The organism is Marinobacter sp. V34 (genome assembly GCF_055524115.1).
Window position 1 is genome coordinate 246,457 of record NZ_JBUPZY010000005.1, and the last position, 13,470, is coordinate 259,926.

At 57.9% G+C, this 13,470-nt stretch carries 12 protein-coding genes; 4 read left to right on the top strand and 8 right to left on the bottom strand.

Going from position 1 to position 13,470, the window contains the following annotated elements; all coding sequences use genetic code 11:
- Positions 1 to 2: 2 nt before the first annotated feature.
- Positions 3 to 695 (top strand): pseudouridine synthase, encoded by a 693-nt coding sequence (locus AC0B60_RS10845; protein WP_465085813.1) that lies wholly within the window; start codon positions 3 to 5, stop codon positions 693 to 695.
- Here AC0B60_RS10845 and AC0B60_RS10850 read toward each other — a convergent pair whose 3' ends face one another.
- Complete coding sequence (locus tag AC0B60_RS10850) at positions 696 to 1,175, bottom strand: asparaginase domain-containing protein (RefSeq protein ID WP_465085814.1); 480 nt, start codon at positions 1,173 to 1,175, stop codon at positions 696 to 698. It abuts the gene before it with no gap.
- 26 nt (positions 1,176 to 1,201) lie between these two features.
- A complete protein-coding gene (pbpG, locus tag AC0B60_RS10855; protein WP_465085815.1) occupies positions 1,202 to 2,116 on the bottom strand; it encodes a D-alanyl-D-alanine endopeptidase in 915 nt (304 codons plus the stop codon).
- 254 nt (positions 2,117 to 2,370) lie between these two features.
- On the opposite strand from pbpG, the gene AC0B60_RS10860 reads away from it, so the two are divergent.
- On the top strand, positions 2,371 to 4,005 hold the full coding sequence (locus tag AC0B60_RS10860) for an EAL domain-containing protein (RefSeq protein WP_465085816.1): 1,635 nt from the start codon (positions 2,371 to 2,373) through the stop codon (positions 4,003 to 4,005).
- Positions 4,006 to 4,010: 5 nt separating this feature from the next.
- Here AC0B60_RS10860 and ilvD read toward each other — a convergent pair whose 3' ends face one another.
- Positions 4,011 to 5,687, bottom strand: coding sequence for a dihydroxy-acid dehydratase (gene ilvD / locus AC0B60_RS10865; RefSeq protein ID WP_465085817.1), 1,677 nt, complete (start codon positions 5,685 to 5,687; stop codon positions 4,011 to 4,013).
- A gap of 358 nt (positions 5,688 to 6,045) precedes the next feature.
- On the opposite strand from ilvD, the gene AC0B60_RS10870 reads away from it, so the two are divergent.
- Both AC0B60_RS10870 and AC0B60_RS10875 read left to right on the top strand, forming a co-directional pair.
- Entirely contained in the window at positions 6,046 to 6,570 is a 525-nt protein-coding gene (locus AC0B60_RS10870; RefSeq protein ID WP_465085818.1) for an HPP family protein, read from the top strand.
- Entirely contained in the window at positions 6,567 to 6,962 is a 396-nt protein-coding gene (locus tag AC0B60_RS10875) for a glutaredoxin family protein (RefSeq protein WP_465085819.1), read from the top strand. The genes AC0B60_RS10870 and AC0B60_RS10875 overlap by 4 nt, the downstream gene beginning before the upstream one ends.
- 29 nt (positions 6,963 to 6,991) lie before the next feature.
- Here the strand turns inward: AC0B60_RS10875 and AC0B60_RS10880 are convergent, their stop codons facing one another.
- From AC0B60_RS10880 to AC0B60_RS10900, 5 genes are all read right to left on the bottom strand, one after another.
- On the bottom strand, positions 6,992 to 8,731 hold the full coding sequence (locus AC0B60_RS10880) for an alkaline phosphatase D family protein (RefSeq protein ID WP_465085820.1): 1,740 nt from the start codon (positions 8,729 to 8,731) through the stop codon (positions 6,992 to 6,994).
- Between the two features lie 113 nt (positions 8,732 to 8,844).
- A complete protein-coding gene (locus tag AC0B60_RS10885) occupies positions 8,845 to 9,456 on the bottom strand; it encodes a Yip1 family protein (RefSeq protein ID WP_465085821.1) in 612 nt (203 codons plus the stop codon).
- Between the two features lie 122 nt (positions 9,457 to 9,578).
- Positions 9,579 to 10,643: a LacI family DNA-binding transcriptional regulator gene (locus tag AC0B60_RS10890; protein ID WP_465085822.1), complete on the bottom strand. Its 1,065-nt coding sequence runs from the start codon at positions 10,641 to 10,643 to the stop codon at positions 9,579 to 9,581.
- Positions 10,644 to 10,655: 12 nt separating this feature from the next.
- Positions 10,656 to 11,792, bottom strand: a complete 1,137-nt coding sequence (locus AC0B60_RS10895) for an ABC transporter ATP-binding protein (protein ID WP_465085823.1) — start codon at positions 11,790 to 11,792, stop codon at positions 10,656 to 10,658.
- 49 nt (positions 11,793 to 11,841) lie between these two features.
- Positions 11,842 to 13,458 (bottom strand): alpha-glucosidase, encoded by a 1,617-nt coding sequence (locus AC0B60_RS10900; RefSeq protein ID WP_465085824.1) that lies wholly within the window; start codon positions 13,456 to 13,458, stop codon positions 11,842 to 11,844.
- Positions 13,459 to 13,470: the final 12 nt, after the last annotated feature.

The window sequence follows — 13,470 nt, forward strand, 5'->3', positions numbered from 1 at the left end:
GCATGCGCCTGGATTATTTCGTTGCCAACGCGACGGCCCTGTCGCGCCGAGATGCAAAAAAAGCCATCAGCACAGGCCGAGTCCGGGTGGATGGGCAGACCTGTCGCAAACCCGCATCCCCCGTAAACACAAACACCCTGGTTTCCCTCGATGACCAACCGCTGTCACTGCCGGGAGAGCGGTACTTGATGCTATACAAGCCCGATGGGGTGATCAGTGCCACCACCGACAGCCAGCAGCCCACGGCGCTGGACCTGCTGCCCACCGACGTCCGTCACGGGCTTCACATCGCCGGGCGGCTGGATGCCGACACCACCGGGCTCCTACTGCTGACCACCGATGGACAATGGTCACATCGCATCACGTCCCCCAGGGTAAAATGCCCCAAGACCTACCGCGTGACGCTCGCCGAACCCATTGATGACCTCGCCATCACACAACTGCAACAGGGCATACTACTGCACGGTGAGTCGCGACCGACCAGACCCGCCGATGTCCATTTGCTCAATGTCAGGGAAATTGATCTGACGTTATCGGAAGGGCGTTACCACCAGGTCAAACGAATGCTGGCAGCGGTGGGCAACCATGTGACGGGATTGCATCGATGGCGTGTCGGCACCCTTGTGCTCGACGATTCACTGGCACCGGGACACTACCGCGAACTGACTGCTGAGGAAGTAAACAGCGTGAGCTGATCAGGTGCGTTCAAAGCGCTGGGCCTTCAGGTTCTTGCGCACGGAACCGGCCTCGAAAACCTCGCCGTTCATGGCGATATACACCCCGTGAGGCAATAGCTGGACCGCAGCCCATGCATAGCCGATATTGAAAACCGCGTCGTTCCAGCGCATCCGTGCCGGCTGCATGGCGCCAAACAGTACAATGGTTTTCCTTTTCACCGACAGCAACGCCCTGGCGGTTTCCGGCATGGTATCGGTACCGTGGGTAATCAGTACCCGTTCGGCGTCACACTGACTGACGGCGCTTCTGATGATTTCCCGGTCACTGTCATTGATTTCCAGGCTGTCCTTGCGCAACAACCCATTCAGGGCATAGCCGTCATGTATGTTGGATTCCGCCAACAGCTCCGCAATCAGGCTATCTCCAATCTCGAACTCGCTGTTGGCATCAAAATACACCTTGTCGATGGTGCCGCCGGTGGTGAATATCTCAATCATACGCTGCGTTCCCGATTCGCCAGAGGTCAGTTCACGCTCACGGATGCGTCTTTCGAAGAGGCATAGGCTGCATTCTTTTTCCGCTCATACGCACGCGCTGCCGCAGCGACACTGCCCCCAGCGCCAGTAGTCAGCCATCGCTTGATCCTGCCCGCATCCCCCATCGGTGATCGGGTACCCAAAGAGTCAAGCAACACCGTCACCAATGGCTTGCCGTCCAGCTCAAGCAGCATCACCAGACAACGGCCAGCTTCGGACAGATAGCCCGTTTTACTGATCCCCACGCCCCAACTCTCACGATGGACCAGAACATTGGTATTCCCGAACGCCAGCCGGTATCTGGGCTGGCGGAACCGGGCGGTGAAATAGCGTGTGGTGGAATACTCCCGTATCTGTGGGTACTGGCTGGCCGCCCTGACCAGGCGAACCAGGTCCGCTGCGGTGGAACGGTTGTCAACCGACAACCCGGTCGGGTCCACGAAGGTTGTTCTCATCATTCCCAGTTCACCGGCCTTGGCATTCATCGCTTCGATAAAGGCGTCGTACCCACCGGGGTGATGTCTTGCCAAGGTATGGGCCGCAAAATTTTCCGACGACATCAGTGCAATGCGCAGCACGTCAGAGCGTCTGAGCTCGGAGCTCACACGAATGCGGGTATAGGCATTCGCCGGAGCGGGAATATGGCGCTCCCGGAAGTCCAGCCATTCGGTCAGGGGCTCGCCGGACTCCATCACCACCAGCGCGGTCATCAATTTGGTGATGGAAGCAATGGGCACCCGCCGATCCGCATTCTTGCCGTACACCAGTCCCTCACCGTCGGCATAGGCGACGGCCGCGTTAACAGACGCCAATTGCAGCTCGGACCTCTCGATCGCCATCGCCCGGGAAATATTCAGCAAACACAGGACAGTCAGCGCCAGGACAATGGCCGTTCGGATCATTGGTCAAACCTTGTTATGTGTCATTACGGTGTCAGCCTCTCACTATACCAGCCAAATTGGCAGCTGGCTCCGGGTTGGCCAAGGTAACGCGCTAACGGGACTGGACACAGAATTCATTCAAGCGTTTAAAACAGCAAATGCAAAACTGTATAAAATCGCGTAAAATTACATTGAAATCATATTGTTACATATCGTTTAGAAAAGTAACCATAGTGTAACAAGCACTCCGGGAAACGAGCAGGATAACCAAGCGAATGGATTCAACCGGAACCCCAACGACGCAAGGGATTGCCAGTACGCACCTGCCCTTTGATACGGCCAATGGTTTCTACCGCTGGCTACCCCTGACCTTATTGATCTTTGCCATTGCTTACGGGTGGCTGCTTGCGTCGCTGACGCCCCAGTCGCTGGGCAGCGTCCACTGGTTTGCGAGCCTGGAAACAGGCCTGCCTCAGGATCTGATGGCGCTGGTATGGCAAGTGTTTATCGGCGGCATCCTGGCGTTTGCACTGCTGTTCAACCTGGTGGTCGTGTTTATGCTACAGCGACCCGGCCTCGCCTGGCTCAGCGTGCTCATGGCCGGTGTCCTGCACTGCCAGTTGGTGCTGGAACGATTTGGCCTTTGGTTTATTTGGCCCGACCAGCCGCAGTACAACGCACTGTTGCACATCAGCCTCCCCCTGTGCCTGATCGCACTGTGTGAATTCACGCCACACTTTCTGCCGCTACGCCAACGCTCCCGGCAAATCATTCACTTCATCAGCCTGCTGGCTTTCCTGCATCTACTGGCAACACCGCTGGACATACCCGGTGTTGGCGAGGCGTCTTTCCTCGCCCTGGCTCTCGCCGGTGGCGCGCTTATCCTGCTGTTGGTTCTAAGCCAGGTTCGCCGGCATGTCCATGCACGCTATTATGGGCTAGCCATCCTCGCCATACTTGCTGGAACCGTTATTTCTTTCTTACATACAATGGGTTGGACGCCTTTCATCAGCTTATCAGAGTCCGCATTCTTCCTTGGCGCCGCCGCAGGCTCGGTCATCCTGACCACCGGAGCCACCAGTCTGCTCTCTTCGACAGGGGCCGCCCCACCAAACGACAAACGGGGACTCACTGCGCACGGCCCGACCATAAGCGAGCGGCAAGACCGACAACAGCGGTTAATACTGGACGTGGAAAACGGGCTCGCCAGCAACTGTATGTGGCTGGAGTACCAGCCCAAGGTGCGTATTCGAGACACTAAAGTTCACTCGGTGGAAGCTCTGATACGCTGGCGCCACCCTGAGTTCGGGTATGTCTCACCAGACCAGTGGATTCCACACGCCGAACAGGTGGGGGTTATTTACCCAGTGACGCTTTGGGTCATCGAACGGGCCTGCAGCGAATACCGCCATCTGACTTCCCGCTACGGCGGCGAGCTGGCCATTGCCGTCAATATTTCCGCCATGGACCTGACCCAAGCCGGATTCGAGGAGGAAATCACCAACATCATCACCCGTCACAACATGGAAGCGGAAGACTTGATACTGGAAATTACGGAAACCGCGATGATGACCGATCCGGACGCTTCCCGTCGCATGATTCACACCCTGCACCGAAAAGGGTTCCGAATTGCCATGGACGATTTCGGAACCGGCCATTCGTCACTGGGCACACTGGCGAGCTTTGAACTGGATGAACTCAAGATAGATCGCAGTTTCCTGAAAGACATCCTCGAACATCCGACTCGCCAGAGAGTCTTCCGCGCGGCCCTTGAGTTGGGTGAAGCGCTGGACCTGGACGTGGTGGTTGAAGGTGTTGAAGATGAGGCCGTGGTGCACTGGTTGCAACAATTCCCGAACCTCTACGGGCAAGGCTTTTTCTGGGGCAAGCCTGAACCGGCCTGCCCCTGACGCGTTCAGGGCTTGTCCGTCACTGCGCCTTCCGAGGCTGAGCTTACAGTGCGCGCGTATTTGGCCAGCACCCCACGGGTAAACCTGGGAGCCGGTGCCGACCAGGCCTGTCGGCGACGCTCCATTTCCTGCGCTGAAACATCCAGTTCAATACGGTTGGCCACCGCATCAATGGTGATCGTGTCCCCATTTTCCACCAGCGCAATCGGTCCACCTTCAGCGGCTTCCGGCGTAATATGACCAACCACAAAACCGTGGCTGCCGCCCGAAAATCGGCCATCGGTAATCAACGCCACATCACTGCCAAGGCCCTTGCCCATGATCGCTGAGGTAGGGGTCAGCATCTCCCGCATGCCCGGCCCCCCTTTGGGCCCTTCAAACCGAATCACCAACACATCCCCGGCCACAACGGTACCATCCATGATCCGCTCCTGGGCCTCTTCCTCAGACTGGAATACCCGGGCGCGGCCAGTGAAATGAGTGCCCTCCTTGCCGGTGATCTTGGCCACCGCGCCAGTGGGCGCCAGGTTGCCGTATAGGATACGCAGATGGCTATCCGCCTTGATGGGGTCATCAAAGGCATGAATGATGTCCTGGCTCGCCGGGTATGGGGCCACGTCTTTCAGGTTGTCCGCCAGTGTTTGCCCGGTGACAGTCACGCAATCGCCATGGAGCATGCCCCGGTCCAGCAACATCTTCATCAACGGCTGGATGCCACCGATGGCAACCAGTTCCGACATCATGTAATGACCACTGGGGCGCAGGTCCGCCAGCACGGGAACCCGCTTGCCGATTTCCACGAAGTCGTCCAGCGTCAAGTCAACGCCAACGGTGCTGGCCATGGCGATCAGGTGCAGCACCGCGTTGGTGGAGCCTCCCAGGGCGATCACCACGGTGATGGCATTTTCGAACGCCTCACGTGTCATGATGTCCGATGGCTTCAGGTCTTTCTCCAGCAGGTGGAGCACAGCCGCACCCGCCGCCCTGCAGTCCGCCGCCTTGGTGTCGGAAATGGCGTTCTGGGCCGAACTGCCCGGCAGGCTCATGCCCATGGCTTCAATCGCCGAGGCCATGGTATTAGCGGTGTACATGCCGCCACAGGAGCCCGGGCCCGGAATCGCGGTTTCCTCAATCTGTTTGACCTCAATCAGGTCCAGGTCGCCCCGGGCATGGGCACCCACCGCCTCGAACACAGAGATAATGTCGGTGTGATTTTCGCCGGGCATGATGGTGCCGCCATAGACAAACACCGATGGCCGGTTCAGCCTTGCCAGGCCCATCATGCAGCCAGGCATGTTCTTGTCGCAGCCGCCGATGGCAACCAGGCCATCGAATCCCTCACAGCCGGCCACGGTTTCAATGGAGTCAGCAATGACTTCCCGCGACACCAGGGAGTACTTCATACCCTCGGTGCCGTTAGCGATGCCGTCCGATACGGTAATGGTGTTGAACGTCAGGCTCTTGCCCCCGGCTTCGTCGGCACCAGCGGCGGATTCTTCCGCTAACTGGTTAATGTGCATGTTGCAGGGGGTGAGATTGCTCCAGGTAGAGGCAATACCAATCTGGGGTTTGCGAAAATCCTCATCGGTAAAACCCACGGCCCGCAACATGGCGCGGCTTGCCGACTTGCCCAGGCCATCAACCACGGGTGCGGAATAACGGCGGCGCTTGTCTTCTGTCATCTCTGTGCTCTCCTGAATATCCGGTTGGCCCGGCCTTGTTCCTGTAATTAACAAAAGACTGTCAGAAACGCACGGCGACAGCAATACAACGCCCCGGGCAATCCCGCACTCCCCTCTGCATCAAACCATCAGTAAACCCTTGCCCGTCGCTTACGGTTATCGGAAATAGCGATTTGCCTTGTTCAGGATCAAGGCTTACTATTTCGCACCTTTTTGGTGCAAATTGGCGCAAACAGCTCAATTGAATGGGATAACAATGGGACGCAGAAACGAACGACTGCGATGGCAATTAGCCAGTGGTCTGCTAAGGGTGTTTCATCTTGAACATCTGACAAACCGATACAGTCGCCGGACTGTGATGGCAGGATTTAGCCTGATCAACGGTACATTGAGTATCGCTCTGGTTTCCTTTATCGCGCTGGTCACACAGGAGGCCTTCATATTTCCGTCGCTGGGCGCCACGGCGTTTATCCTGTTCCACGTTCCACTCGCGGAACCGGCTTCTCCGCGCAATACCTTTTGCGGCCACCTCATCGGTGCATTGATGGGACTGTTCAGCCTTCATATTTTCGGCCTGCAGGACCAAGCATCCGCATTTTTACACGGAGTTGATCTGCCAAGGGTCGGCGCTTCGGCTTTATCCCTCGGCCTGACCGGCTGCCTGATGGTACTATTCCGTGTCGTGCATCCACCGGCCGGAGCCACTGCGCTTATTGTATCACTCGGCCTGATGCCTGATCCGGCACAACTGCCCATCCTGATGGCTGGCGTTGGCCTGCTTCTGGCACACGCTTATTGCATGAACAGGCTGTCGGGCATTCCCTATCCGGTTTGGTCTGCAACGAAATCCACCCCATCGACTGGAGCAGTATCGAGTCCATGAGAATCATCATCCGCTATTTCTTTCGTACCCTTCGATTGATCCTGACCCCTTTCATGCTGATCAGCGAAAAGTTGAGCACACCCAAGGGCATCAAGCGCACTCCTGACGCACAGACAAAGGTGGACAGTGCCTGCGAGGATCTCGCGCTTTACCAGTTCACGGCCTGCCCCTTCTGCATCAAGGTCCGCAAGGAAATCGCGCGCCTGGGCCTCAACATCGAAACCCGTGACGCACAACATGACAGCGAACGCCGCTCAGAACTGGAAGCCGGCGGCGGTCACGTCAAGGTGCCCTGCCTGCGAATTCGGCAGGATGACGGCAAGGATCAATGGCTGTACGAATCCGACGACATCAAGCTATGGCTGCAACGGCAATTCGAACCCGCCGCCTGAATCGTCCGGCAGCGGGTTTATAGATGCCGTCAACCGGGTGTTACCAGTGAACGGTTGCCCGGCCCCGGCAAGGTGCGCCGGGCAGCATTGCGGCCACTGACAATCTCGTAGTTACGGTCTTTGACGGTGCTGACGAAGCGCCAGTCCGCCTTCGCCTCGTCGGGCGTAAACGTCACCAGCATATAGCCCCGTTGGCTCACATTCAGGTAGTCGAGATCGTCCACCAGAAGCTCTATAGCGGCCTCGGCATCGGGTATGGTCGCCTCCGGCAACTGAAGATAGTCTTCAAGACCGGGGGAAGACACCCCCGGCGTGGCGAACTCCACACCCACCTGGTCACCATTGCCGGTTTTCAGGTTGCTTGCCCAGGCATTGTGGGTATCCCCGGCCAGTACCACGAGGTTCTTTTGTAGTTGCCTCGCCGTTTCCAGAATCACCTCCCGTTCCACGTAGTAGCCGTCCCAGGCATCCAGGTTGTAGGGCAGCACGGTTTCAATCCGGGCGATTTCCTCGTCGGTCAACGACGGATCTCCAGCCAGGTAGCGCCCCTTGAGGGTGGCCAGCTCCGCGAACAGGGGCAGTAACACAGACGGGTCCGGATTGATGATGCCGGCCAGCAATTCCGCCGGCAGTGTCATCCGCCCCATCAACACCTGCTGCCCCAGTACCTGCCAGGTGGCGGTTGAGGTTGCCAACGCGTTCTCAAGCCACAGCCGCTGCTCCGCGCCCAGCATGGTGCGGTTCGGGTCGCCCACATCTGCGGCAAATCGGGCCGCGTCAATGCCATCCTGGGTCAGGTAATCAGCGTAGGCCAGTTGCTCGTCACGGCCGATGATCCGTGTATCCAGCATGTGCAGATCCACCAGGTCGCCAAAGCGGAAGCTGCGGGAGATGGTTTCCTGGTCTCCATCCGTGACCGGCCGGATCGGCATCCATTCGAAGTAGGCCCGTAGTGCGTCGAGCTTACGGTCACTGAAGTCACCCTCATCGGCGTTGTGGTTCCCAGCACCGTTCCTCCAGGTATCGTTGGCCACTTCGTGGTCATCCCAGACCGCGATGAATGGCACCTTGCGATGCAATTCCCTCAGATTGTTGTCGCCACGGTAAATGGCGTAGCGGCGACGGTAATCCCTGAGAGTGATCAGCTCGCGGTTATTCGCAGGCGGGAAGGTGCGCTCCATGGCTTCCGCCTCGGCAGCACCATAGCTGTCCGGGTTACTGTCATATTCATAGAGATAATCCCCCAGATGCAGCACGGCATCCAGATTTTCCAGGCCAGCGATTTCACGGTAGACGTTGAAGTAGCCGGCAGGGTAATTGGAACAGGACACCACGGCAAATGTGACCTGGCTCACCGAGCCCTCCGGAAGGGTCTGCGTTATACCGGTCGGGGAAGTGTTTCTGGCGGTGCGGAAACGGTAGTAGTAGCGCTGGCCTGGCATCAGGCCACGAACATCCACCTTGAGCGTGTAATCATGCCGCGCCGAGGCTCGGGTACGGCCGGAATGGGTCATGCCCCGGAAGTCGGCGTCGGTGGCCACTTCCCAGGCAATGTCCACCTCGCGCCCGGAATCGTCGTCCGGCACGGCACGAGTCCAGAGGATCACGCCATCCTGCAGGGGGTCGCCACTGGCGACGCCCTGGGAGAAGCGGATGTCACGTTTGTCGTTGCTGTCGAGTACGCATCCGGCCAGCCCTGTGGATATGGCTACAGCGCCCATGCCCATGGCGGATGCTTTCAGGAAGTCCCTGCGGCTCAGTCGTTTCATACCTTTCCCTGCCCTGGTTTAGTGGTCAGGTAAAAGGTAGCGCCAAAGTGTAACGACAGGATGACGGATGGCGACATCCTGAATAGCAAATCACGACAGGCCGGGCAAACCCGCTACCCTTCGACGAAGATCGGCCCCATGCCATAGTTCCAGAGGATGACGGAGCCGACGCGGGTTGACACCAGGATAACCAGCGCCACGGTCAAAAGGGCACCGATGTACATCACCGCCTGTTCCTTGGGTATGCCCATGACAATCGGCAGGCCATCGTACATCAGCCAGGCGCCATAACAGGCCGCCGCCAGGAAAACCAAGGCGTTGAACCAGGGCACCGGATAAAGCAACGCAAAACCGGCCAGGAACAGCGGCGTGCAGGAGTACGATGCCAACGCAATGCCGTTGGACGGCACGGTTTCTTCATGGGCACCATACGTCCGGGCCATCCAGTTGATGGCAAATCCCAGGGCAAACACCCCCACCAGCATGGCCAGATAGGTCAGAATGCTTAGCTGTATCGCACTGACTTCTGTGAGCTTTATGACGCGCTCACCGCTCACCGTCCAACCGATATGGGCCGTGGAGATGTAGGCACAGATCGGTGCTATCGCGCCAAGCAACAGCACATAGGCAACATAAAGCCGCCGGGGAGGTGCGTGTTCCTTGCGAATCTCGGCCCACTCGGCATCAGGATGGGTGAACAGACCAAAAGCGTGGTTCAGGAGCATGGCTTTACCCCCTTGAGGTAATTTTATTATTGGTTGAATGGATACGCCTCGCGAGCCTGGAAAGATCAGGCCACGCTATCATCAACTATAGACTAGAAACGCAAGTGTTAAAGCCCCAAACATCAAGGACAACTCTCACGTACCATCAAACAGGTTGGCAGAAGAACATTCCCGTCCTCTTTCTCTCCGAGAAAAATCTGCGCGGCCGTGCGGCCTTTCTCGGCACTCTGTTGGTACATGGTCGTCAGCGAGGGGTGCAGGTTAGCGCCTTCCGGAATACCGTCAAAGCCGACAATGCGAACGTCTTCCGGCACTTTCAGGCCCATTTGCAAGGCTACCTGTATAGCCGCCAATGCAATCCGGTCACTCATGCAAAGCATCAGATCAGGGCGGGGACTACAGGTTAGCGCTTCACGGGCGGCCTGGTAGGCATCCTGATGGGTATTGGTAGGGGTGGACCATATCCTGTCGGAGGACACGTGATGGCCCGCCGCATCCAGCGCATCAAGGTAGCCACGGAGCCTGCGTACAGAAATGGCCCGAACCTCGTTGAACAGTTCATGATCCCGAATCCGACAGACGCGGTCGGTATCCACCAACCTCAATCCCATGATGGCCACGTTGGAAGGCGGCTGTTTGAGCGCGTGCCTGGCAATGCACCGGGCTCCCTCGTAGTTGTCGATATTGACCCAGGTACATCCCTCCAGATCAAAATCCACGGCCACCATCTGTTTGCCATGCTGCAACAGACGGTCGTAGGTGCGCCCCTTTTTCAGCCAGCCGTAGACGATGAATCCGTCCACCATGGCTTCCTGTAACCGGCTGCGGTGCTCATCGTCCTCCTGGCTGGACAGCAGCAGCATATTCATCCGGCGCTGGTCGAACACCTCTGCAAGACCATGGAGAAACTCGCTGGCAACGGGATCGGTCAGGCTGTAAGCAAGATTGTCCGCCAGCATGACACCCACGTTGCCGGTCCTACCGGTACGCAAACTCCGTGCTGCCGCATTGGGCCCCATATAACCGTGGCGACGGCACTCTTCGAGAATCCATCGGCGGCGGGCATCTGAAAGCTGGTCCGGCCGGTTGAAAGCATTTGAAATGGTCGCGGTGGACACATTGAGTTTCTCGGCCATCAGCTTGACGGTAAGTCGCCTCGGCCGGTTATCAGGGTTGTTCATCTCCATTCAAAGCTCACTCTATTGACTGGCTAGCCGTACCGAATCATCCGTGACTGGAGCGGATACCAAAGGCGGCAGACTGAGCCCATTGGTATCGAACACGTGCAATAACGCCGGCTCGGTGTTGATGGTTACCCTCTGGCCGGCCTGTATCTGGCAGGGTACCGGTTCCCGAACCACCACAAGATCCCCCATTCCCGGCATTTCCAGATAAACGTAGGCTTCATTACCAAGATACTCGACATTCACCACTTCCAGACCACGGTCGGGGCCGGAAACTTCAAGCTCAATGTGTTCAGGGCGAAGCCCCACAGTCATCTCCGCCCCGTCAGCCAGATGCGACGTGTCACGATCCAGGCTTACCGCGCCCATACCACACACCTTGATTTCGGCACGATTGTCCTGCCCCGATGCCTGCAGAGTGGCGGGAATCAGGTTCATCTTTGGCGAGCCGATGAACCCCGCTACGAAAAGGCTGGCGGGCGTTTCGTAGAGTTCATAGGGCGTACCAACTTGCTCAATATGCCCGCCATTGAGCACAACGATTTTGTCGGCCAGGGTCATGGCTTCCACCTGATCATGAGTGACATAGATCATGGTGGACTGCAGCCGGTCATGCAGCTTCGCAATTTCCGTACGCATTTGCACACGCAGGCTGGCATCCAGGTTGGACAGCGGTTCGTCGAACAGCATGATTTTGGGTTCCCGGGCCATGGCGCGGCCAATGGCAACCCGCTGGCGCTGACCACCGGACAACTCCCTGGGCTTTCGCTGCAAGAGGCTAGTGAGTTGAAGCACCTCTGCGGTTTTTTCCACCCACTCCTGGATTTTGCCCTTATTGGCTTTGCCAAGCTTCAGGCCAAAAGCAATGTTTTCATAGACCGACATGTGCGGGTAGAGCGCGTAGGACTGGAACACCATGCCCACCCCGCGTTCCTTGGGGGACAGGTCGGTGACAACCTCGCCACCGATCTCGATATCGCCGGCCGAGGGCTCCTCCAGCCCCGCAATCAGGCGTAGCAGGGTGGACTTCCCACACCCAGACGGGCCCACAAATACCACGAACTCTCCGTCCTCGATGCGCAAATCCACATTGGGAATAATTTCAATTTTGCCAAAGGTCTTGTTGATCTTTTTCAGTTCCACGCATGCCATGGTGGAGACTCCTCTGTTGGGCCCGGCCCTCAAGCCGGGCTCCGGTGCTTTACTGTTCCGCGAACAGCGCCTGATATGGGGGCAACACGAGTTCGCCATCTTCCAGGCGGCCACTGAACCCATGCCCCTGGGCGAGTTTGTTGATGTCGCATGGCAACGGTACCCGAACCTCCTTTCCGGTCAGGTTCAAGGCCACCAGCAACGACTGCTCATCGGTTTTTCGGAGCCAACACAAGGCCTCCCCAGTATCCTCAAGAACGGTGAGGTCCCCGCGAACCAGGGCCGGCTGTTGCTGCCGCCAGTGGATTAGTTTTCGTACGGCATTGAGTGTGGAGCCCGGGTCGGCCTCCTGGACACTGACGGCAAACTCCAGGTGATCCCGGTCCACCGGCAGCCAGGGCCTTACGGAGCTGAACCCACCCTGGGCGACCGGCTCCCAGACCATAGGCGTGCGACAACCGTCGCGCCCCCGGAACTCGGGCCAGAAGCTGATGCCGTAGGGGTCCTGCAGTTCGTCGTAGGGTACCGTTGCCTCCGGCAGACCCAGTTCCTCGCCCTGGTACATGGACACGCTTCCCCGCAGCGACAGCAGCAATGCCATAAGGATTCGTGGGTAAGCGTGAAGGTCCTCGGCCCCATCGCCCCAGCGGGAAGCCACCCGCACCACATCATGGTTGCTCAGGGCCCAGCAGGGCCAGCCATCGCCAAGTCCCTTCTGGTAGCTTCGTACCACCTCACGCACATAGTCTGGCCCATGACGGTCAGACAACAGGTCGAAGGAATACGCCATGTGAAGGCGATCATCACCGGCCGTGTATTCCGCCATTCGTTCCAGGGGTTTATCGTCACCGATCTCCCCCACCAGTGTGGTTTCCGGGAATTCATCCATCAGCGCCCTCAGGTCACTGAGGAAGCCGATATTCTCAGGCTGGCTCAGGTCATTCACATGGCGCTGGTAGGTGTAAGGGTTCATACCCTGAGCCACGAACGTCTTGTTTTCCCCTACCGGCACCGCCGGATTGTCCGCCAGACTCTGGTTATGAAAATAGAAATTAACGGTATCGAGCCTGAAACCATCCGCCCCTAACTCCAACCAGAAACGCATGTTATCCAGGTTGGCCTGGCGTACATCGGGATTATGGAAGTTGAGATCCGGCTGGCTGGCCAGGAAATTGTGCAGGTAATACTGCCCCCGGCGGGTGTCCCAGGCCCAGGCACTGCCACCGAAGATGGACAGCCAGTTATTGGGCGGCGTGCCATCCGGTTTGGGATCTGCCCATACAAACCAGTCCGCCTTGGGGTTGTCGCGGCTGCGGCGACTCTCCTCGAACCAGGGATGGGCATCCGACGTGTGGCTGATGACCTGATCAATAATCACCTTCAGGTTCAGTCGATGCGCTTCGCCAACCAGGGCCCGAAAGTCTTCCATGGTTCCGAAAATCGGGTCTACTCCCCGGTAATTGGACACATCGTAGCCAAAGTCCTTCATCGGTGAGGTAAAGAAAGGAGACAACCAGATGGCATCCACCCCCAGCGAGGCCACATAGGGCAGTTTCTCGGTTGCCCCCTTGAGGTCACCAATGCCATCCCCGTTGCTATCCATAAAACTGCGAGGATAGATCTGGTAGATAATGCCACCTTTCCACCAGGGCTGTGACTGGCTCATACACATAACTCC

Excerpts from the sequence above, each read along its gene's own strand:
- ilvD (WP_465085817.1), bottom strand. The coding sequence starts at position 5,687 with ATGACAGAAGACAAGCGCCGCCGTTATTCCGCACCCGTGGTTGATGGC.
- AC0B60_RS10900 (WP_465085824.1), bottom strand. The coding sequence starts at position 13,458 with ATGAGCCAGTCACAGCCCTGGTGGAAAGGTGGCATTATCTACCAGATC.
- AC0B60_RS10850 (WP_465085814.1), bottom strand. The coding sequence starts at position 1,175 with ATGATTGAGATATTCACCACCGGCGGCACCATCGACAAGGTGTATTTT.
- AC0B60_RS10845 (WP_465085813.1), top strand. The coding sequence starts at position 3 with ATGCGCCTGGATTATTTCGTTGCCAACGCGACGGCCCTGTCGCGCCGA.
- AC0B60_RS10895 (WP_465085823.1), bottom strand. The coding sequence starts at position 11,792 with ATGGCATGCGTGGAACTGAAAAAGATCAACAAGACCTTTGGCAAAATT.
- AC0B60_RS10870 (WP_465085818.1), top strand. The coding sequence starts at position 6,046 with ATGGCAGGATTTAGCCTGATCAACGGTACATTGAGTATCGCTCTGGTT.
- AC0B60_RS10875 (WP_465085819.1), top strand. The coding sequence starts at position 6,567 with ATGAGAATCATCATCCGCTATTTCTTTCGTACCCTTCGATTGATCCTG.
- AC0B60_RS10880 (WP_465085820.1), bottom strand. The coding sequence starts at position 8,731 with ATGAAACGACTGAGCCGCAGGGACTTCCTGAAAGCATCCGCCATGGGC.
- AC0B60_RS10885 (WP_465085821.1), bottom strand. The coding sequence starts at position 9,456 with ATGCTCCTGAACCACGCTTTTGGTCTGTTCACCCATCCTGATGCCGAG.
- pbpG (WP_465085815.1), bottom strand. The coding sequence starts at position 2,116 with ATGATCCGAACGGCCATTGTCCTGGCGCTGACTGTCCTGTGTTTGCTG.
- AC0B60_RS10860 (WP_465085816.1), top strand. The coding sequence starts at position 2,371 with ATGGATTCAACCGGAACCCCAACGACGCAAGGGATTGCCAGTACGCAC.
- AC0B60_RS10890 (WP_465085822.1), bottom strand. The coding sequence starts at position 10,643 with ATGGAGATGAACAACCCTGATAACCGGCCGAGGCGACTTACCGTCAAG.